This window comes from Paenibacillus sp. 1_12 (assembly GCF_900114475.1).
In the GTDB taxonomy this organism is placed as follows: domain Bacteria; phylum Bacillota; class Bacilli; order Paenibacillales; family NBRC-103111; genus Paenibacillus_S.
In genome coordinates, this window is record NZ_FOTE01000004.1 from 91,117 (window position 1) to 113,169 (window position 22,053).

Below are 22,053 nucleotides of genomic sequence, written 5' to 3' on the forward strand. Positions count from 1 at the left end.
TCGCCTTTGAAATCGTGAATAAACCCCTTAGCATCCATTTTCACGATTGCAACAGCGTTTGATGGATAATTGGCCGCGCAGTAAGACTTATTCACCGGATTTCTAAAAGGGTAACACGTTGGATTCGGGCTTTGAAGCACGATGCTCTTGCCCGGTCCGTGTATTTGATAGGGGGGAATATAGATGAAGAGTTATCCATTAAAGCAGCTATTCCCGGCGAACAAATTATTCGCCAAAATTTTGATGTACTTTCTTTCCTTATTGATTCCGATCTTGATCATAGGTTTGATCGTTTATTTCAATGTCGATCAAGTTGTGAAAAAGGACGTTTCACAGAAACTGACCGATAATTTGAAGTTTTCTTCACAGACGGTTGATATTTATTTGCGTAGTGCTCAATTGACCAATAACAATTTATTTTCAAACTCAATTATTGAACAAAATGTAAAGCCTTATGTACAAATGACCAACGAAGAAAAATTGAATTTGCAATTAATTGTGAGAGCGATTGCAGGAAACCGAAATACGATCAGCTCTTTCATTGATCATATTTTTATGTATACGGACACAGTGAAGATTTATACGAGCCAGGAGATGGCCGACTTTGATATGTTCTTCGACAAGTTTTACCGGATGGATGGCTACGATAAAGAGTATTGGAAACAAAAGCTGCAGGAGAGTCATTTATTTGAGCTGCTGCCGCCAACGAAGGTACATAGCTACATCGATAACGATATGACTCGGGATGTAATTCCGAGCATCTCAACCCAATATGTTAACGGCAGACTGGTCACGATGGTGACAAGTCTTTCTCTTCCCGCCATTGCAGCTACTCTCAAAAATAATGCCATATTTCCATCGACAAATTACCTAATTTTGGATAAAAAGCGACAGATGATTTTGAACGAGCGCGGCTACAGTGCTGAAATGATTGAGCAAATCAGGAAACAATTGGACATTAAGGAATCCACGGTATTCATGGAAGTTGATGATGAGCAAGCCTTGGTTGTTCATATCCCTTCTGATGCCTTTGGCTGGGACTTTTATTCGATCACGCCGATTCATGCATTTGGCAAGGAGCCAGCGAGCATCCTGAGCCTCGTATTTTGGATATGCATTACGTTAATGATTATTGGCGTTTGTTTTTCATTTATTTTCAGTATGAATCTGTACAATCCAATCAAAAACATCCGGAATATCCTCGTTCAAAGTGAAAAGGAAATCAATTTTACGAATGAGCTGAGAAGCAGTGATGAACTAAGTGTCATTGGCAGCCGGATTGATCAGTTGATCCAGCAAAATCGGGATGCGGTGCAAAAAGCAAGCCAGTATTCCAATGGGCTGTTAGATCATTTTTTTGCAAGCTTATTTCGCGGTCAGCCTTGGACGCAGCAGGAGACGCTGGATCAAGTTCTGGACGATATTGGCTTTCAAGGCGACAGCTACTTGTGCTGCTGCTTTATGTTTCATTATAAGGAACGATTTTACCGGGATATTGAGGAAGCAGATCGTCTGTTGATTCAAGAAAAAATGAAAAAGGTATTATGGGGAATCATGCAGCAGCAGGTCAATTGTTACTTGATGGAGTACGAGCACAACTTTTATGTATGCATGGTTAATCTGAAGCAGGAAGCGGACAGTGAACGGTTGGTGTTGGCGCTGGATCAAATCAAGAAGACCTTTGAGTACGATATGATTTACTGCGAGCTGGTTATCGGACTGGGCAAAACGTATGCCAAGGTTAGTGATATTGCGAAATCCTACAGTGATGCGATTACAGCTATGGATCAGAGAAAGGATCAATCCGTTATGACCATAGCCGATGCCGTTGGATTAACTATTGAGCAAAATTATTACTATTCCTTCCTGGATGAGAAGAAAATTGTCAATGGCTTGAAAGCGGGCAATTTGGAGGTGCTGAAAGCCGAAGTGGATCATCTGATCCAAGCGAACAAGAGTCGCGGCGTTTCGTATTCTTATCTTGGAGCTTTGCTCGTTGAATTATGGAATACGGGTATCCGCTACACGAATGAGCGGCAGCTGGATATGCACATTTTGCTTACAGAAGAGGAATATGCAGTGCTTGCCAATAAAAATATAACACCCAATGAGTTTACGGATCGAGTCCAGCGGCTGATTGACTTCTACGAGCGGATCGTTGCCGAAACGATGACCAAGGGCGAGCGTCGAACGGGGACGGTGATTTCGTTCATTACTGCTTATATTGAAAGCAACTATGCCAAGGATATTTATTTGGAAAATATCGCGGGTGAGATCGGCCTGTCGGCCAAGTATGTCTCCCGGATGTTTAAGGAAACGACAGGGACGAGTATTACTGATTATATCAGCATGATTCGGATGGCCAAGGCCAAGGAGCTGTTGACTGAGACGGATATGAAAGTCAATGAAATCGCAGATCAGATCGGGATGAACAGCAGGACTACCTTCCTGAGAATGTTCAAGAAGCATGAAGGGATTTCACCGATCGATTACCGCCATATTAATACCAGAAAAGAGTGAAATTCGACCTTTTGTAACGGAGTAGAATAACGCATCATCGCTGCCCGAAGTGGAATAACGCATCGTTTTGCGTTGTATCGGTTGTATTCAGAATTACAGGATAACGCTTACACTAAGGGTGTGAAAGCCACATAACATTTTTCAAGGAGGAGAACGACGAATGAACACAAAGGGGTATCTGGCCGCAGGCTGCTCGGTCGCTTTATTAGGCGGACTGCTTGCAGGCTGCACAGGGGGAACACCAACCAAAACCGCGGACACTGGAACCAAGGCGGCAGACACAGGAACTAAGGCAGCAGATGATGCCAAAAACGCTAAGCCTGTGACTGTAACCTGGATGAGATACGAGCATCCAAGCCAACCACTGCTTGCCAACTCGATGATCGTGCAGGAAAGTCTGAAGAGAAAGAACATCAAGCTCGAAATTCAAAGCACGCCACAAAGCAATTACGATGATAAAAAGAAAACGTTGATTGCTACAAATACACTCCCAGACGTGCTGCTTGTCAAACAGGATGATATTTCCAACTTTGCAGATACAGGCGTATTTCTGAATCTGACCCCTTATCTGGATAAGATGCCTAACTTTAAAAAAGTGATCGCAGATAATCCGGAAATCAACAAAAATAAAATAGATGGCAAGCTGTACGGCTTTCCGCTAGCGCAAAAGGTCGGAGCTTCACAATCAGGTCAAGTTCCTGTGATTCGGGTTGATCTTCTAAAAAAGTTGAATATTCAGTCCCCTACTACTTATGAAGAGTTGTATCAAGCCTTTAAAAAGCTAAAGGAAGCTTATCCGGATACCTTCCCGTTCACTAGCCGTGCGGCAAATGGTTTAACGGGTACAGAAAACCTGATCAATCCGATCGCTTTTGGAATGGGCAGCGGTTATACGAACGTAAGCGGAGCCAAGATTTATTACGATCCGGCTCTTAAGCAATATAAATTTGGACCTTCGATGCCACAATTTAAAGATGCCATCACGTATCTGAATAAGCTGTACAAGGAAAAATTGCTAGATCCCGATTACACGACCGCAACCTCGCAAATATGGCAGGAGAAGCTGAGCTCGGGTAAATCGTTGTACTACATGGATAATACCGGATTCGGCGTTAATTTCAATACTGCCTTGCAGAAGAAAGATCCAGAAGCCCAATTTGATATGCTCCCGATTCTTGCAAGCGACAAGGGAGTTAAGCGTGGACTGCTGTATCAGCTTGATCATTTATCCGAATCGTATGTAATTAATGCAAATGTGAAAAACCCTGATAAAATCATCGAATATATCGATTGGATTTACTCTGAAGAGGGTACGAAATTGTTCTCATGGGGTATCGAAAACGAGCATTATACCATGGTTGACGGAAAACCGGTTAGAAAAGAAGAGTTTGCTAACAAGTATAAGGACAAAACCGATCCGGGAGCAGCTATCAAATCAGAGCTTGGAACCAGCTATTTAGGTTTTGCTTTATATGCGGATGACACTGTTGATATTCCGGGGCAAGCCAAGCTCATGACAGAATGGACCAATAAAAACCTTGCTTTTATCAAGGATGGTTCCGCTTTTAGAATGGCATATGATCCTGCATTTACCAAAGATGAGCGTGAGAAATTGAAGCAATTGCGGACGCAGTTGGATGCTTACCTGGCACAGACGATGGATAAATTCATTATGACGGACGGTGCTCTGGACAAAGACTGGGCCGCTTTTATTCAGCAATGTAAGGATAAAGGCTCAGAAGAAATCGAAAAAATCTACAATACAGCATTAGCCAGAGCTAAATAAAGGATGAAAGATCAGAGGGACCAGATCCGGGTCAATGAGCAGGGACAGTCCCTCTATTTCTTCCAAAGGAGCGGATTAATATTTCGACCATCATCGGCAATACATCCTTGTCGTCCAACCCTCCGGTTAACAAGAAAACAAAATGGCATCAAGTAAGAAGAAAACTGCGAAGAAGCCAATATTTGTACGCCATGTTCGTGCTACCGTTTATTTATTTTCTGGTTTTCCACTATGCCCCGATGATCGGCAATATGATGGCATTTCAAGATTATTCGATCATAAAAGGCGTTTTTCACAGTCCGTGGGCGGGATTCAAATATTTCAAGCAATTTTTGTATGAGCCTTACTTCTGGAAAGTATTGCGCAATACTTTAACACTTAATTTGTATGCACTGATTTTTTATTTTCCGGCCCCAATTGTATTTGCGATCCTGTTGAATGAACTTAGAAGCAGCCTGTTTAAGCGGATGATACAAACAATAACGTATGTCCCTCATTTCTTGTCTACTGTCGTTGTTGCCGGGATGATTGTCAATTTCGTCTCGATTTCAGGTCTGTTTAATCAGCTGATCGTCCACCTTGGTGGTGAAGCTCAAACGTTTCTAGCCTTGCCGGAATGGTTCCGAACCATCTATATCAGCTCTGAAATTTGGCAGGGAATGGGTTGGAACTCGATTATTTATTTGGCCGCCTTGGCTTCGATTGACCCTGGATTGTATGAAGCGGCAACTATTGACGGTGCCAACAGATGGCATAAAATCCGCCATATCACGCTGCCCGGACTGGCTACGGTGACAACCATTTTATTGCTGTTAACGATTGGACATATGCTGTCCGTAGGCTTCGAGAAAATTATTTTGCTGTACAGCGGTCCTACTTACGAGACTGCGGATGTTTTGCAAACCTATGTGTATCGCCGTGGACTGATTGACGCCGATTTCAGCTTTGCTGCAGCTGTAGGTATTTTTCAATCCGTCATTTCGCTTGTATTGATTGTTGCAGCGAATCAGGCTGCCAAAAAGATACAGGGGGCCAGTTTATTTTAAATATAACAATTTATATGTTTCACTCCAATTGCATATATTTTTGGGTAAACGCACTCGTCCATGTAGGACGGCGCAGCCGTTTATCCTCGAGGAGGACAAATATGGGATGAGACTTCAGAAACTAAGTCCCTTTGACATTGTGAATGTGCTGCTCATGCTGACTTTAATCATCGTTACGGTCTATCCCTTGTATTATATGGCTATTGTTTCTGTAAGCTCTGGTATTTCTGTGCAGAGAGGCGATGTCTTTCTATACCCGATTGAGTTTTCGATGAAAGCTTACGGGATTGTGATGGATGATCCTGCCATTCTACGCTCTTATATGAATACGCTGCTGTACACCTCGCTTGGTGTCGTTGTCAATTTGTTGATGACCACGCTGTGCGCCTATCCGCTCTCGAAAAGGTATTTGTACGGGAGGCCCTTATTTGCCTTTTTCGTTGTGTTTACGATGTTTTTTGACGGCGGATTAATTCCGAGGTATACCGTTGTCCATTCACTCGGTATGGTGAACACGATTTGGGCGCTGCTGATTCCGACGGCGATCAATGTGTTCAACATGATTCTCATGCGAACCTTTTTTGAGGAGATACCGGAAGCGCTCTACGAGTCTGCGACTGTGGACGGTGCGGGAGAAATCAAAACTTTATGGAAGATTGTACTCCCGTTATCGCTGCCAGTGATGGCGACGATGTTCATTTTTTATGCAGTGGCTCACTGGAACAGCTTCTTCCCGGCGTTGATTTATTTGAACGATAAAAGCTTGTTCCCGCTTCAAATTCTTGTGCGCAACATCGTGATTCAGGGAGAGCTTACATCGCAGGCTGCGGAAACAGGTTCCAGCGAAGGGATTACGATGATGGCTCAAAACATTAAATACGCCGTCGTATTCGTCGTTATTTTACCGATTCTACTGATTTATCCGTTTGTTCAAAAATATTTTATACAGGGCGCTATGCTGGGTGCAGTTAAAGGATAGTGACTCATTTAAAAGGAGTAGTGGATATGTCTGGAAATGCTAAGGTTCATCTTATTGGTAATGCGCATCTAGATCCGGTTTGGTTATGGCAGTGGCAGGAGGGCTATGCAGAAATTAAGGCAACATTCAGGTCCGCTCTTGATCGGTTGAACGAATTTCCCGAGTTTGTGTTTACCTGCGCCTGCGCCGCCTATTATCAATGGGTGGAGGAAAATGCTCCCGAGATGTTTGCGGAAATCCGTGAGCGGGTTGCCGAAGGACGTTGGGTCGTGACCGGGGGTTGGTGGATCCAGCCGGATTGCAATTTGCCGTCAGGAGAATCATTTGCCCGTCACAGCTTATATGGACAGCGTTATTTTTTAGAGAAATTCGGTATTATGGCCACAGTTGGCTATAATGTGGATTCATTTGGCCATCATGGGATGATGCCGCAAATTTTGAAGCAGAGTGGTATGGACTATTACTTATTTATGCGCCCTGAAGAGCACGAGAAGCATTTGGAAAACGATTTATTTTGGTGGGAGTCAGAGGATGGCAGCCGTGTCATGACATTTCGTTTGTCAGACAGCTACGCCAATTTCACCCGACATGGCAAGGACGCCAAAATCCTGAAGCATCAGCGGCTTGCCAAAGAAAAAGGTCACGACTATATGTCATTTTATGGAGTCGGCAATCATGGTGGAGGACCGACGGTAGCTAACTTGGAGCTGATAGATGAAATTCGTGAGGAGCATGGCCGGGAAGACATTATTTTAAGCTCACCGAATCAGTATTTTGCTGATATGGTCAGGGAAAATCCGGCGATTCCTGTTGTAAAGGATGAAATGCAGCGGCATGCTATCGGCTGCTATTCCGCTCATTCCGAGTCCAAAGCGAACAATCGTCGCGCTGAGCATCGGCTGTTGAGTGCGGAAAAATTCTCTTCCTTCGCCAATGTATTATTGGGACTTCCGTATCCCAAGGCACCGCTTAATCTGGCATGGGAGAATGTTATGTTCAATCAGTTCCATGATATTATGGGCGGCTGCAGCATCAAGGAAGCTTTTGACGATGTGAGAGAGTTTCACGGTGAAGCGTTGGCGATTGGCGCGAGAACACTGAACGCGGCGTTGCAAAAAATATCGTGGGCGATCGATACTATGAAGCCTGAGGTCAAGTCGCTCAGCAAGGATAAGGATTGGCAAACCTGGGAGCAGGACGATTTGGGAGCACCCATCGTTGTGTTTAATCCCTTATCCTGGGAAGTCGAGACGCTCGTTAAAGTGAACAAGAAGCTGAAAAGTGTAACAGACGAAGCGGGCACACCAATAGCGATCCAGATCGTACGTGCGTCACGTACAAACGCCAAGAACGACAAGTGGGATACGTTAATTACGGCTCGTGTTCCAGCGTTCGGCTATCGTGTGTACTGGACATACCGGGATAAGGAAATCCCAGCTGAACCCTTGGCGGGAATGGTTCATGTGGAAGCGAATGTTCTGGAAAATGCCAAAATCCGGGTGCAGCTGGATGCTCACACCGGTTATATCAGCAGTATTCTCGATAAATCTACGAATTCAGAGCTGTTGAGCGGCAAAGGCGCTGTGCCGATTGTAATCGACGAGTATCACAGTGATACATGGGGCCATCATCTGGTGCAATATCGGGATGAAATCGGCCGCTTTGGCGATGCGCAAATCAAGGTGCTGGAGCAAGGCCCGCTTCGCGTCACACTTCGCGTAACGAGCTATTATAACAGCTCCATCCTGCGTCAGGACATCAGCCTGGGTCATCATTCTTCAGATATACAGGTACGTGTACAGCTGGATTGGAGAGAAAAGCACAAGATGTTGAAGCTGTCTTTTCCTATTCATGTCGAGCAGCCGCAGTCCGTCTCGGAAATTCCTTATGGCTTTATGGAACGGCCAACAAATGGCAACGAAGTACCGGGTCAGCAATGGGTGGATGTATATGGTCTCGTTCCGAATATTGCGGATGGTGAAGAGCAGCAGGTCAGAGGAATGGCGCTGCTGAATGATTCCAAATATGCCTATGACGTACAGGAAAGCGAGATCAGAATGACGGTTGTCCGCAGCCCGATTTATGCGGATCATTTCAGTGAGCGTGACGATGATCAGGTTGAGTATATGGATCAAGGTGTGCAGGAATTCGCCTACACCCTCTCACCTCACACCGGCAGCTGGAAGGATGGTCAATTGGTCCAGAAGGCAAATGAGCTTAACGTTCCGCCGCTGCTGATGTGGGAGACGTATCATGAAGGATCGCTTCCGCAAGTTGCAGAAGGTATTGTGATTTCTGCCGCTGCTATTGTGGCAACGACGTTCAAACGGGCGGAGGACGGCAACGGATGGATCGTTCGCTGCTATGAAACATTAGGGCAGGAAACTGAATCCGCGTTCAAGCTGCCTGCGCTGCAGCGTGAATGGAGCGCAGCATTCCGACAATGTGAAATTAAGACATTCTTTATTCCCGACGATTCCGGTTTGGAAGTGACCGAGGTCAATTTCGTTGAATTCACTGAATGAATTGACTTTATCTATGTAAAGGAGCATAACGATGAATGCAGTACTTGATGTTATGTGTGACAAATATCCGGAATTAGTCGTGTGCCTGCCTGATGTGGAGAAAGCCGCTGCGCTGCTGAAGCAAACGTTCCGTGAAGGTGGCAAGCTGCTGTTGTGCGGCAATGGAGGGAGCGCATCCGACAGCGAGCATATTGTAGGCGAATTAATGAAAGGCTTTCGATCCAAGCGATTGCTTTCCGACGAAGCACGCAGCTCATTTCTCAGACAATTTCCAGACGGAGGCGATTTCCTTGCTGATCATTTGCAGGGAGCGCTGCCCGCAATTTCTTTAGTCAGTCATTCGGCATTGATTACCGCATACGCCAACGATGTTTCGGCGGAGATGATTTTCGCCCAGCAGGTTTATGGGTACGGCAAGCCGGGTGATACGCTGCTGGGTCTCAGTACTTCAGGCAATGCGGCGAACGTTGCCCGTGCGATCCAGGTAGCTAAGGTGCAAGGTCTCCACACCATAGGGCTTACAGGTCATCTTGGAGGTCAAATGGCAGAGCTCTGTGATGTAACTATTCGGGTGCCGTGGGAGCTGACGCCGGATATTCAAGAACGGCATTTACCCATTTACCATGCGTTGTGCATCATGCTGGAGGAGGAATTTTTCCCTTCATGAGTATTCTGGCCGGTATCGATATTGGAGGCACCAAATGTGCGGTTAGTCTTGGAGTCATGAGGGATACAACTGGTCAGCAGATAGAAATTATTGCCAAACGCCGCTTTGCGACTTTGTCAGGATCGATGGCTAATATCGAGCGATTGTTAAACGAGCTGGAAGAGCTGCTGGCAGAAGCTGAGCAAGCAGACGCAGGACACGGCCAGCTCTCAGCTATAGGGATCAGCTGCGGCGGCCCGCTGGACAGCAAGGCGGGACTGATTCTTTCACCGCCGAATTTGCCCGATTGGTCCCGTGTCGATATCGTTACACCATTTCGCGAGCGCTTCGCCGTTCCTGTCGGCTTACAGAATGATGCCAATGCGTGTGCATTGGCAGAATGGAAATGGGGCGCGGGTCAAGGCAGCCGCAATATGATTTTTCTGACCTTTGGCACAGGGATGGGAGCCGGTTTGATTTTGGATGGCAGGCTGTATTCAGGAACCTCAGATATGGCTGGAGAAGTAGGACATATACGTCTTGCGCCCACAGGTCCTGTCGGTTACGGAAAAGCGGGTTCCTTTGAGGGCTTCTGCAGCGGCGGCGGTATTGCAGAGCTTGGGCGTATGGAGGCTGAGCGTATATTTAAGGATGGAAAGGTTCCTTCCTTTTGTGCTGAACCTAACGCTGTGCCTACGATTACAGCAGAAGCTATCGGTGAGGCTGCGCGGCGGGGGGAAGCGGATGCGATAGGCATTTTTCAGACAGTAGCCTGTAAATTAGGTAGTGCGCTGGCGATTCTGGTGGATATGCTGAACCCTGAATGCATCGTGATCGGCAGCATTTATGGCAGACAGCTTCCTTTACTGGAACAGATGATGCAGGAGGAACTGCAGCGAGAAGCGCTCCCCCATTCCTTGTCCGTATGCCGGATCATTCCCGCAGGACTGAAAGAGCAGGTCGGTGACTATGCCGGCCTATCCGTAGCGCTGAATCAATTGATCACAGTTAATGACCAAACCGCCAATTTATGATGAAACCGAAGATAATGAGGTACGACATGTATCTACATCGAGAGGGTGGGAATTTGAGATGAGTAAAACAATATCGAGTGGTGTATGGCCAACCATGCTCACACCATTTACGGAAAATCATCAATTGGATGAACCTAATTTGGAGCGGCTGGTCGATTGGTATATCGGGCAAGGTGTTCACGGTTTATTTGCCGTATGTCAATCCAGTGAGATGTTCAAGCTGAGTCTAGAGGAACGAGTGCTGGCAACCCGAATTGTCGTTAGGCAGGCCGCAGGCCGTGTGCCGGTTATCGCTTCTGGACATACCTCCGATTCTATTGAGGACCAGATTGAGGAAATAAAGCAGATATGGGCTGAAGGGATCGAGGCTTTCGTTATGCTGAGCAATCGTTTGGCAGCGGAGCACGAATCGGATGAGGTGTGGAAAGCTAATGCAGAACGTATTTTACAGGCGGTCCCAGACGTCAAATTTGGGATTTATGAATGTCCTTATCCTTACAAAAGATTGATGAATCCGGCTCTGCTGCAGTGGTGCGTATCAACCGGACGTTTCTTATTCCTCAAGGATACTTGCTGCGATATCCAGGAAATCAAGGATAGGCTTGAGGTACTGAATGGAACCGGGCTGCAGCTTTTTAATGCGAATTCTGCAACATTGCTGGAGTCCCTCAAGCTCGGAGCCGCGGGCTTTAGCGGTATTATGGCCAATCACCATCCGGCTTTATATGTATGGTTAACTGAGAATTGGAACACGCAGCCAGAGAAGGCCGAGCAGGTTCAGGACTTTCTGGGATTGGCTTCGGCTATCGAAGGACAGTATTATCCGGTTGATGCCAAATACAACATCCAGCTGTCAGGCATTCCGCTTACATTGACTACCCGTGTCAAGGATGCTGCCGGGCTCCAGACGCATCAGCGTACGCTGGTGGAGCAGCTGAAGCGTTATTCGGATCGATTACTAGCTGAATTGACGTAAAGGAAACTATAAAAGAAACACACAACCCGTACGGAGAAAGAAGACCGCTCTAGGAAACGAAGTGAGAGTTGGAGTTACTCCCGGAGCAATACTATGGTAATTTGAATGGAAGGGGGCGCCAGTATGGTCGCTCCTTTTCTATGTATATCGTTCTCTATGGATTTACGGATCATAAGTTATCAGAATGAACTCTTGCACACAAAAGGTTAATGTTTTATCATTTGCTTAATACAGCTGCATTTCATGACTGGAGTATAGCGAAATAATGAGCACAACAGGATTACTTTTATAAAGGAGTGATGTGAAATGAGTACAGCAAACCGCGGAGTGAACATTGGGCCTCCTCGTTTTAAAATAGCCGTTCATTCAATCGTCTGGTTAGCTAAAAGCGGGTGTATATTATCCAGTGCCATGATTGCCAATCAGGTGAAATCGCACGCGACCTTTATGCGTAGAGTGATGCAAGCATTGGCAATCGCAGGCATCGTTGAATCCAAGGGGGGGCGTGAAGGAGGGTATATCCTGCGGAAATCTGCGGAAGATATTACACTGGGAGAAATATACAAGGCAGTCAATGGGTGCACCGAACAGGAGTTGGACGTTCATTGTGGGGAAGCAGCCGAGCAGCTGGACGTAGAATTAGAGAAAATTCTCCATGAAGCCGAACAGCAAACGATTGATTATTTGCGGCAATTTACGATTGCAGATGTCATGAGTCGAGTCGATTTTTTTATGGTTTAATATGATTTTTAGGATAGCTTGGGTTAAATGATGAAAAACAATCTATAATGTGCTTAGATCGATTGCAATTTATGGTTTGCTGAATGAATCAATTATGCTGGTATGATGCAAAAAATAAGCAGCGGAAGCCCGTCCATTGGGTCTCCGTTGCTTAAAGAGGTTTTATCTTATAATATACGTACTCTACGTTCAAATACTATAACATTGCGTCTGGATGATATAATACGGAACCTATTATTCAAGAGACAACGTTCAGCATTAACTACACGATTTCCCACAAATAAAAAACCTCTGCATGGAAATGCACTGCCAATAACACGCACCCTTCTAATTACTCGAATACCTGCTATTCTACGGAATTCAATAGTTACGACATCTACTCTAAAACGAGCCATTACCTTTCACCTCTCTTTCAATGGAAGACTACTCATAGTAAATGCAAGTTGACATTCAACTGGAACTGCTAGTACCCTTTTGGCTTCACAAATCCGCTGGATGGTATTACTTGGGACGCACCAGCAGCTACTTTTTATCACGGTTGTATCTTATAATTTGACATGCTACAATGTATACCGAACGTTCAGTATGTAAGAATGCCGTTCGGATAGGAGCTTGGACATGAGAGAACAACATACGACACACATCCTGGATACACAATCCGTTGGTCAAGCATTCCTTCGATACTTGATCCCTTCCATGCTTGGAATGCTGTTGGTCGCTGTTAATATTGTCGTTGATGGTGTAATGGTGGGGAACAAGCTGGGCTCCACGGCGCTAGCTGGATTAGGTATTGCAAGTCCTGTTTATACGATTTTTGTCGCGATTTCTCTTTGGATTGGTATCGGGAGTGCAACCCTATATTCGCAGGCAATGGGAGCCCAAGAGCCGCATAAGGCACAAACGGTCTTTTCATATTCGGTGACGATTATTTTTGCTGCAACGCTCGTAATTGGAATTACTGCATTTATGTTCCGGGAGCCGCTTATTTATGCGCTTGGTGCCAATGCAGATACGTACCCGTATGCTTCCGCTTATATGAACGTGATGCTGCTGTTTGGTTTCGTATTTACATTAGAAAATGCCTTGAGTATTTTTGTCCGCAATGACGGTAATCCCAACCTTTCGATGATTGCGCAGATTACCTTTGCATTGTCTAACATCGTTATCAATTACGTCATCTTGTATGTTCTAAAACTAGGGGTTGCTGGCGTTGCCTTTGGGACGATCATGGCTGCGTTTCTTGGTTTAATGGTGTTATTAACGCACTTTTTTAAAAAAACCAATCATTTAAAGCTGCGGCGGTTCAAATGGGACAAAGCACTTCTACTGACGATTATCATCGTTGGCTTTCCAAGCTTTTTGGCGGAGGTCGGCATCTCAGTTTTTACAATTTCTCATAATGTTTCGTTAGAAAAATTCGCAGGAACAGACGGCGTAGCTGCATTTTCCATTATGAACTATATTCACAGCATCATTTTGTTAACCTTTTTGGGCATGGGCTCGGCCATACAGCCACTGATCAGTTATTATCATGGAGCACAACAGGACGAACGAAAGCGGCAAACGATTCGAATTGCTGTTCGGACCGCACTTGGAGCGGGGGTTGCCTTACTGCTTATTGTACAACTGGCCACATTACCGATAGTAGGCATTTTCGGAGATTTTAGTAACCAAATGACAGCTCATGCTGTAAATGGCCTCAGAATTTTTGTGATCGCATACCTCTTTATGGGAATTAATTTCGTCATGATGACTTATTATCAATCGATTGGCAGCATGAAAATGGCAATCTGGATCACCTCTGCAAGGGAAATGGTTCTTATGCTGGCTTTCATTATGGTGCTTCCACGGATCATGGGAATTACAGGGATTTGGCTGGCTGTTCCCTTGTCAGAATGTATTGTACTGATCACGATTGTTATTTATTATAGGAAGCAAGGGTCTTCAAAAAAACATCGATCTCGTAAGGCCGTTACCTAAAAAGGAGCTGGGTCCGATGAATAAAAAGCAGCTGCAAAGCGAACAAACTAAAAAAAGGGTAGCTGAAGCCGCACGAACGTTATTTGCCCAAAAGGGATATACAGCCACTTCCATAGAGGATATTGTCGCCGCTACCGGAAGCAGTAAAGGAAATATTTACTATCATTATCAAAATAAAGAGGGATTATTTCTGTATTTGCTGGACGAATGGGATCGGGAGTGGAAGGAACAGTGGGCCGAGAAGGAGCAGTTGTATTCGACTATAGAGGAAAAATTAGTTGGATTTGCAGAACATCTGGTTGTCAATGATCTGAACCACCCGCTAACCAAAGCAACGGATGAATTCATTTATAGTGAATGGAAAAGAAGCGATGTTCAGGAAGAAGTAGCTAATTATCTTTCTAATCATGTTCAAATGAACCAACGGATGCTGCAGCAGGCCATGGATGCGGGTGAACTGAAAACGACTGATGCCTGGACACTCGGTTTTATTCTGGAGGGTCTATTAATGGGACTTGGTGAAATGTCCAAACGTTCCCCGAACTACGATACGACATTAAACATTTACCGTCAGGCGATTCATGTATTTCTCCATGGCACTGTCCTTCACAAGCCAAGTGATCAGGCTTTAGCTCAAGGAATCGGTTCACAATAGCCTTGAGTTTTCCAGCCTAATTGTGAGCAGTGGCACAACTGAATTGATTGCTAACACATGGAAGAAATTGGCTTGGCTTCATATTTGTTTTTTATAAGGAAGCTTGGATATTCTAATGAAAAACGATGAGGGGCCACAGGCCATTGGACACTTCCAAATACGATTGTATAATTATTGGCGGAGGGATCGCAGGTCTACAGGGAGCGATACAGCTAGGTAGATATAAACACCGAATATTGGTGATTGATAAAGGTGAAGGCAGATCCAGCTTATGTAGAAACTATCACAATATCCTCGGTTGGCCGGAAGGAGTTTCAGGCAAAGAGCTTCGAAGACTTGGCAGATTGCAGGCCGAAAGGCTTAGTGTGAAGTTTATACAAGACGAGGTGACCGGCCTCACACGATTAGAAAATCGATTTATGATAGAAACATCAAATGGAAATCAAAGCCTCGAGGCTTTGACGGTTCTGCTGGCAATGGGTTTATCAGACAGATTTCCGAGTCTTCCCGGACTTGAGTCTTGTCTGGGAGAAACCGTTTACGTATGTCCAGATTGTGATGGATATGAAGTGAATGGACGAAAAACCATTGTTATGGGATCAGGAAATGTAGGAGCCTCTATGGCGCTGATGCTTACCTATTGGACTAAGGATATCACGTATATTAATCATGAGTGGCAGAGCAGAACGGTAGACGATGAGTACCTTCAAAAACTGGTTTCACAAGAAATCGTCCACATGGATGGAACCTTGACCGAGGTTGTGCGAAGTGATATGGACGGTCATTTTCTGGGAGTTCGTCTTGCTGACGGACGTATGATTGCAGGTGAACGAGGTTTTATCGCTTTTGGCGGAAATCATGTACATTCGGAGCTAGCTCGCCAAGTCGGGATACAGTGTTTGGACAACAAACATATCATTACGGATTCACGGACCAAAATGACCAATATACAAGGCATATGGGCAGCAGGTGATATCGGTGTGCACGCTGAGCAATTAACCATTGCTATGGGAGAAGGCTCGCAGGCTGCTATATGGATTCACAAGGAGCTAGTAGGAGCACGTGGAGTCGCGCAAAGTTACAGACGAGATCATCAGATTGATCATCATTGAATAAATAAATTGCCTTATATGGATAGAGTAAGCAGAATTCATTCTGCCCGCTCTATTCATTTTTATTTTCACTACCTGCAGCTTTGCATGTTAAAATACTACTTGAAATCCCCTACAAAAAATGGATATTAAAGGAGTGATCATCTTTGAAAGCGGTAACACCCTTGTTGAAAGGCCTGTCATCCCTACTCCCGTCTTCTTTTAAAGGCAGGCTGTACATTATGCTGTTTGTTTGTTCCTTTTTACCGTTACTGTTAATCGGAGGTTTGTCGGTGTATTCGATTTCTTCCATTCTCAATAACAAAATTGATAAAGGACTGTTAAATCACTTGAATCAGGTTATGATCAATCTGCAAAAAACTTTAGATTATTTAGATTACAGCTCCCAGCAGTTCACGACCAACGGATTAATCGGAAAAGATTTGAACCAAATCCTGCTAACCGATGATCTGACCGAAACGATGCCGCTGCAAAATGAGATGAAGAAAAATATTAATTTACTAAATTTTACCAATCCTACAATAGGCTTAACGATGTTCTATGATAAAAAAAGCAAGCAGGTTTTATTTTCAAATTTGTTAACCTCTGATCTCGACCTGGAACGACTGCCCACCTTAACAAGAACAAACGGTGCTGTGTATTATGGTCCGCATAAAACTCATTATAAATACAACGATGAAAATATGGTTTTTTCGATTAGCAGAAAATTCGATATATCCGGGGGAAACCCGCTCACCTCCGAGGTTATTATTTATACGGAGACGAATTTTAAAATATTTCAACAAATTCTCAATACAACCCAATATGGGATGAGCGCCTTCCATTTGCTGCTAGACGAGGAGGGCAAGATTTTGTACTCCGATAACAATGATTTGTTTCTTACAGGAAGTATGTACAAGGAAAAAGAACAGGATCGGTTTCGGGTTTTCAGCGACACGAACAGCCACGGCTGGACACTTGTACTTTATATAGACCGGCAAGCTTATAATATGGAGCTGGTCAGATGGCTGGTAGCCTTTTTCGTAGTCATTATGATTTCCGTATCCATCAGTATTTTTATGGCGGTTAAAATTTTAAATTATGTATACAATCCACTGTTAAATATAAAAAAAGGTATGGTTCTGGTAGCTTCCAACAAGATGGATTCGGAGCTTAGCCGTAGCGGATTGGATGAATTTGATTATATCATTGAACAATTTAATGGCATGAATTACAAAATCAAGGAATTAATCCTACGTGTTGAGCAGCAGGAAATACGAAAGCGTGAAACTGAAGTAGCGAAGCTTATGGCACAAATCAATCCGCATTTTTTGTATAACACCTTGAATACCGTACAGTGGTTGGCGAGGATGAAGGGTGAAACCGAGATCGATCGTTTCGTTGCCTTATTTACGAATGTATTAAATTATAACTTGACTAAAGAAGGGCTGATCGTAAGCATTCGTGAAGAAGTGGAAGTCTTAAAAAATTACATAGAGCTGCAAAAAATTCGTTACGATTATTTATTCGATGTTCGATTAACAGTCGATGAGCAGACTTGGGGGGATCGTGTTCCCCGATTTTTACTACAGCCTATCGTTGAAAATTCCCTTTATCATGGGCTTAGGGACGAAGGCGGCATCATCGAGGTCACGGTACGTAGAACTCAGGATCATCAGTTATTGATTCTTGTTCGTGATAACGGCTATGGAATGTCTGAAGACAAAATAAAGCAACTGCTGTCTGGGGAAAACCGCAGTCAAACCGGAATGGGTATCGGCCTCAGCTATGTGGACATGACCATTCAAAGTAATTATGGTTCAAAGGGCAGGATGGAGATTGAGAGCGTACAGGGATCTGGAACGACTGTGCAAATTATTATTCCACTAACCGGAGAGGGGATTCATCATGATTAAAGCTATGATAGCCGATGATGAGACATTGGTCAGGAAAGGGCTCATTACCGTCATGCCATGGGAGAAATTCGATATCCGTATTGTCGGAGAAGCTTCGAATGGCCTTCGTGCCTTAGAGCTTATTCAAAGCCAGGAGGTCGATTTGTTATTTACAGATTTGATGATGCCCGAATTGAACGGTTTGGAGTTAATGAGAAAGCTTAATATAACACATCCGCATATTCAGGTGGTCGTGCTGACATGCTATCCGGAATTTGAATATGTGCAAGAATCGCTTCGGCTTGGAGCCATTGACTATATTCTGAAAACCCAACTGGAGCATGAAAAGATGGATGCCGTGCTGCAGCAAATTGTTCAGCGATACCATGCAAGACAAGCTTCCTCGCAAAGTGTCGTACAGCGTTATGGAGATAGCGGTTGGCTATTCATGAACGACCAGCCGAATGTGGATTATTCCGCGCTTGAGCGCAAGTATGAGGCTGATCGATTAATTTCTATCGGAGAAGGCCTATGGTTTATGATTGAGCGGCTGTCCGATTCAGAGCAGTTGATCCGGGAGTGGCTAGACAACGCTGCTACGCGAGGTTGGATTGCAGGAAGAGTGCTGCTGCACAAATGGGAGACACTGCAGGAGCTTCAGTCACAGGTGCGCTGTTATTATGAACGGGAATTGTTTTACCTTTATGAGCCAGGCATTCGATATTACGATGTGTTAGCCCCCTTGAACGATTCGGATGTTCTGCAGGATTGGAAGGAAAGTGACCTGACTGCATTATCGAATCAATGGGTTTCGAGAGACTGGATTACAGATGATGTGCTGTTTCAGTCGATGCTCGGACAGTTAACGACGGCAAGGCTGCCTGTGAAGCAGCTGCGTCGCTTGTTTTATGATGCGATAGTGAGATGGAATTTTGCTGAGAAATGTCAAATTGCGGAGTGGCTGTACAGCATCGACCAACTGACCTTTATGGAGGATTGGAAAGCGTTGTTGATGAGTACGAGAGATACCGTTAGAAGCATGTATAAGAGGGAGCAATATCCGAATGAGATCGTGTCGGGAATCTGGAAAGCTATTGAACATATGCAGCAGCAGGATCATTTGAATTTCACGCAAGAGCAGATCGCCAAAGTCGCGAATATGAGCAGAGGATATTTCAGTCAATGCTTTAAGGAGATTACCGGCCAGGGCTTCCAGGAGTATGTCAGTGATATGCGCTTGGACAGGGCCAAAGAACTGTTAACGACAACGACGATCCCGATTTATATCATAGCAGAGCAGTCCGGGTTTAAAGATGAAAAGTATTTTAGTCGGTTGTTTCTGGCCAAAGTCGGCAAGCTTCCTTCGGACTATCGGAGTTAAGGCCGTCTGTATGCTTCTGAACTTCCTATGAAAAATGTTGCATGAGGTAAGAAAATTGTTGACGTTTACACATTCCCTCCCGTGCAATTTCCAAACAATAACATAACATTTTATTGACAGCTTTCTAAGCCGAGTTATTCAGGAATCGGTCTATAATGATAATGTTCACAAAATAAAAAAGGAGGTCTTGGCTCATGTTTAGAAAAAGAAAAGGGTTGAATGCACTCATCACGATTTTGTTATCTGTCAGCTTGACAGCCTGTTCGACTGGCAAGGATCTAGCAGAGCAGGGGAAGAGCAGTGATGGAAAAACAGAGAAGGATGTCCCGGCAGGTCCATTCGGTAAATTTCCGGAAACGATTACAATCAAATACGGAAAACCATCATCGGTCGACGTCAAGCTGCCGCCGGGGGACAGTCAGGAAAACAATGAGTTTGTAAGATTTATTTCGGATAAATTAAACGTTAAATATGAGCATACTTGGCAAACACCGGATGGCGACCCTTATAAACAAAAGATTGATTTGGTAATTGCAAGCGGCGACGTCCCTGATGTGATGTTTGTAAACGAAACCCAATTAAAACTATTGGTGAATTCCGATTTAGTAGCTGATTTAACTAGCGTGTACGATAAGAATATTTCTCCGGAATTACGAAAAGTGTTTGATTCGACAAAGGAGCTTAGCTTATCCCAGGCAACCTTTAACGGCAAATTAATGGCTATTCCGAACTCTCAACCCGGCGCTGATGCGATGAATGTGCTCTATATCCGTAAAGACTGGCTGGATAAGCTGGGTTTGCCGGAGCCTAAGACATTGAGCGATATTGAGAACGTAGCAAAAGCGTTTATAGAACGCGATCCGGGAGGAAACGGAAAAAATAATACCCTCGGTCTTACCGGAACACAGGATATTGTTAATATCGGAAGCAGTATATTCGGATTTGATACGATATTCAGTTATTACGATGCTTATCCCGAGCTTTGGATCAAAGCCAAATCAGGTAATGTTGAATACGGTTCCATACAGCCCGAAAATAAGGCAGCGCTGGCCAAATTAAGAGAGATGTATGCGTCCGGTATCATTCATAAGGAATTTGTAGCAGAAACAACAAGTACAGGCAGAGAAAAGGTGATAAGCGGGAAGGTAGGAATGTTTTTCGGACCTTTCTGGATGGGAAGCTTTATGCTGATGGATAGCGTAAAACAAAATCCTCAAGCCGAATGGATACCACTGGCCGTTCCGTTAGATGGTAAAGGCAATTTTAAAACACATACGATGTCACCGACTTCCAGTTTCCTTGTCATTAGCAAAAAGTTTAAACATCCTGAGGCTGTTATTCGTACGTTGAATCATGAATATATTATCGATCAGAGCTTAGGAGTGGATTTCTATAAAGGTCAAAATGTCCCGTACAAAAGGGTGAACCTGCCGTTCGGACATATGATGGCTCCGTTTGATGAAAAGGAAATTCGAGTGAGTGCCGTGGATAAAGTTATTGCCGGAAAAACCGATTACAATTCTCTTCCATCGCCGGAAAAATTGCAGTACGACAGAATTAAGTTTGAAAAGGAAAATCCGAAGAAGGACTTGACCGCTTGGTCGACCACGCTTAGCTCTGCCACAACGAGAGCCATGCTGCAGGACAATGTTATAAAGACATCAGGTGTTTTTTATGGAAAAACTCCAACGATGGGACGCAAATGGGTCAATTTAAAGAAAATGGAGGATGAAATATTCATCAAAATCATCATGGGCAGTAAACCGCTCGAAGCCTTCGACGAATTTGTGACGGAGTGGAAAAAGCTCGGAGGTGATGAAATCACTAACGAAGTGAGAGGCATGCTCAAGCAATAGGTTGTAGGGTTGAGATGAACAGATTGGAGCTACGCTATGAGATCGAAACACCATGTTTGGAGTTACTATGCGATGATTGCACCTGCAGCCATTCTTGTGATCATCTATGAAGTTCTTCCTTTATTCGGACTTGTTATGGCATTCCAGGATTTTATTCCTGCCAAGGGTATATTCAATTCGCCCTTTGTCGGGCTGGAAAATTTCAAGTATATGTTCGAGCTGCCCGAAAGCTCCAGGATATTTTTCAATACCATTTTTATCGCTGTCTCCAAAATCATCATGAATTTGGCTGTTCCCCTCGTATTTGCGCTCATGCTGAATGAAGTTGTTCAAAATACGCTCAAACGTTGGATTCAAACGATCGTATATTTACCACACTTTATGTCATGGGTCATATTGGCAGGGGTGCTGACCAATATGCTGTCAACTAGCGGAATCCTCAATTCCATGCTGAAAGGAATGGGGATTGAACCGATATTTTTCCTGGGAAGTAATACCTGGTTCCCTATCGTTATCGTTGGCAGCGATGTATGGAAGGAATTTGGTTTCAATGCCGTCATATTCATGGCTGCATTGACAGCGATTAATCCAAGCCTGTATGAGGCAGCCAAAATAGACGGAGCCAACAAATTACAGCAAATGCGTTACATCACACTAACGGGCATTGCGCCCACGATTGTTCTGTTAGGTTGTCTTGGGATTGGTAAGGTAATGAATGCTGGCTTCGAGCAAATTTTCAACCTGTACAATCCATCTGTCTACGAATCAGGAGATATTATTGATACTTACGTATATCGCATTGGCATGATTCAACATCAGTATGGCTTGGCTACGGCTGTAGGTGTATTAAAATCGGTCGTTGGATTTTTGCTGGTGGTCATTTCCTGGAAGCTGGCAGATAAGTGGGCCAATTACCGCATTTTTTGAAATCAGGGGGAGACA

General features: G+C 44.4%; 16 protein-coding genes. All 16 read left to right on the top strand.

Annotated features, from left to right (window positions below; genetic code table 11):
* The first annotated feature begins 183 nt into the window (after positions 1–183).
* The 16 genes from BM210_RS10820 (at position 184) to BM210_RS10895 (ending at position 22,038) form a co-directional block, all read left to right on the top strand.
* Entirely contained in the window at positions 184–2,520 is a 2,337-nt protein-coding gene (locus tag BM210_RS10820; RefSeq protein WP_091167811.1) for a helix-turn-helix domain-containing protein, read from the top strand.
* A 160-nt stretch (positions 2,521–2,680) separates the two neighbouring features.
* Positions 2,681–4,306: an extracellular solute-binding protein gene (locus BM210_RS10825; protein WP_091167813.1), complete on the top strand. Its 1,626-nt coding sequence runs from the start codon at positions 2,681–2,683 to the stop codon at positions 4,304–4,306.
* Positions 4,307–4,413: 107 nt separating this feature from the next.
* Positions 4,414–5,352 (top strand): ABC transporter permease, encoded by a 939-nt coding sequence (locus tag BM210_RS10830; protein ID WP_256223493.1) that lies wholly within the window; start codon positions 4,414–4,416, stop codon positions 5,350–5,352.
* 106 nt (positions 5,353–5,458) lie between these two features.
* The gene (locus BM210_RS10835; RefSeq protein ID WP_091167814.1) at positions 5,459–6,331 is read left to right on the top strand and encodes a carbohydrate ABC transporter permease; all 873 of its coding nucleotides are present in this window, start codon (positions 5,459–5,461) and stop codon (positions 6,329–6,331) included.
* 26 nt (positions 6,332–6,357) lie between these two features.
* Positions 6,358–8,856, top strand: coding sequence for an alpha-mannosidase (locus BM210_RS10840; RefSeq protein WP_091167816.1), 2,499 nt, complete (start codon positions 6,358–6,360; stop codon positions 8,854–8,856).
* 31 nt (positions 8,857–8,887) lie between these two features.
* Complete coding sequence (locus BM210_RS10845; RefSeq protein WP_091167817.1) at positions 8,888–9,523, top strand: D-sedoheptulose-7-phosphate isomerase; 636 nt, start codon at positions 8,888–8,890, stop codon at positions 9,521–9,523.
* Positions 9,520–10,536, top strand: a complete 1,017-nt coding sequence (locus BM210_RS10850) for an ROK family protein (RefSeq protein WP_091167819.1) — start codon at positions 9,520–9,522, stop codon at positions 10,534–10,536. Before BM210_RS10845 ends, BM210_RS10850 begins: the two co-directional genes overlap by 4 nt.
* Before the next feature lie 58 nt (positions 10,537–10,594).
* A complete protein-coding gene (locus tag BM210_RS10855) occupies positions 10,595–11,512 on the top strand; it encodes a dihydrodipicolinate synthase family protein (protein WP_091167820.1) in 918 nt (305 codons plus the stop codon).
* A 306-nt stretch (positions 11,513–11,818) separates the two neighbouring features.
* Positions 11,819–12,253: an RrF2 family transcriptional regulator gene (locus tag BM210_RS10860; RefSeq protein WP_091167822.1), complete on the top strand. Its 435-nt coding sequence runs from the start codon at positions 11,819–11,821 to the stop codon at positions 12,251–12,253.
* Between the two features lie 618 nt (positions 12,254–12,871).
* The gene (locus BM210_RS10865; protein WP_091167824.1) at positions 12,872–14,233 is read left to right on the top strand and encodes an MATE family efflux transporter; all 1,362 of its coding nucleotides are present in this window, start codon (positions 12,872–12,874) and stop codon (positions 14,231–14,233) included.
* Between the two features lie 16 nt (positions 14,234–14,249).
* Positions 14,250–14,888, top strand: coding sequence for a TetR/AcrR family transcriptional regulator (locus BM210_RS10870; RefSeq protein ID WP_091167826.1), 639 nt, complete (start codon positions 14,250–14,252; stop codon positions 14,886–14,888).
* 143 nt (positions 14,889–15,031) lie between these two features.
* On the top strand, positions 15,032–16,000 hold the full coding sequence (locus BM210_RS10875) for an NAD(P)/FAD-dependent oxidoreductase (protein WP_256223494.1): 969 nt from the start codon (positions 15,032–15,034) through the stop codon (positions 15,998–16,000).
* A 146-nt stretch (positions 16,001–16,146) separates the two neighbouring features.
* Entirely contained in the window at positions 16,147–17,895 is a 1,749-nt protein-coding gene (locus tag BM210_RS10880; RefSeq protein ID WP_091167830.1) for a sensor histidine kinase, read from the top strand.
* A complete protein-coding gene (locus tag BM210_RS10885; RefSeq protein ID WP_091167832.1) occupies positions 17,888–19,255 on the top strand; it encodes a response regulator transcription factor in 1,368 nt (455 codons plus the stop codon). Before BM210_RS10880 ends, BM210_RS10885 begins: the two co-directional genes overlap by 8 nt.
* Before the next feature lie 194 nt (positions 19,256–19,449).
* A complete protein-coding gene (locus BM210_RS10890; RefSeq protein WP_091167833.1) occupies positions 19,450–21,111 on the top strand; it encodes an extracellular solute-binding protein in 1,662 nt (553 codons plus the stop codon).
* A gap of 36 nt (positions 21,112–21,147) precedes the next feature.
* Positions 21,148–22,038 carry an ABC transporter permease gene (locus BM210_RS10895; protein WP_091167835.1) on the top strand — a complete coding sequence of 297 codons (891 nt, stop codon included), beginning with the start codon at positions 21,148–21,150 and terminating at the stop codon, positions 22,036–22,038.
* Positions 22,039–22,053 lie beyond the last annotated feature (15 nt).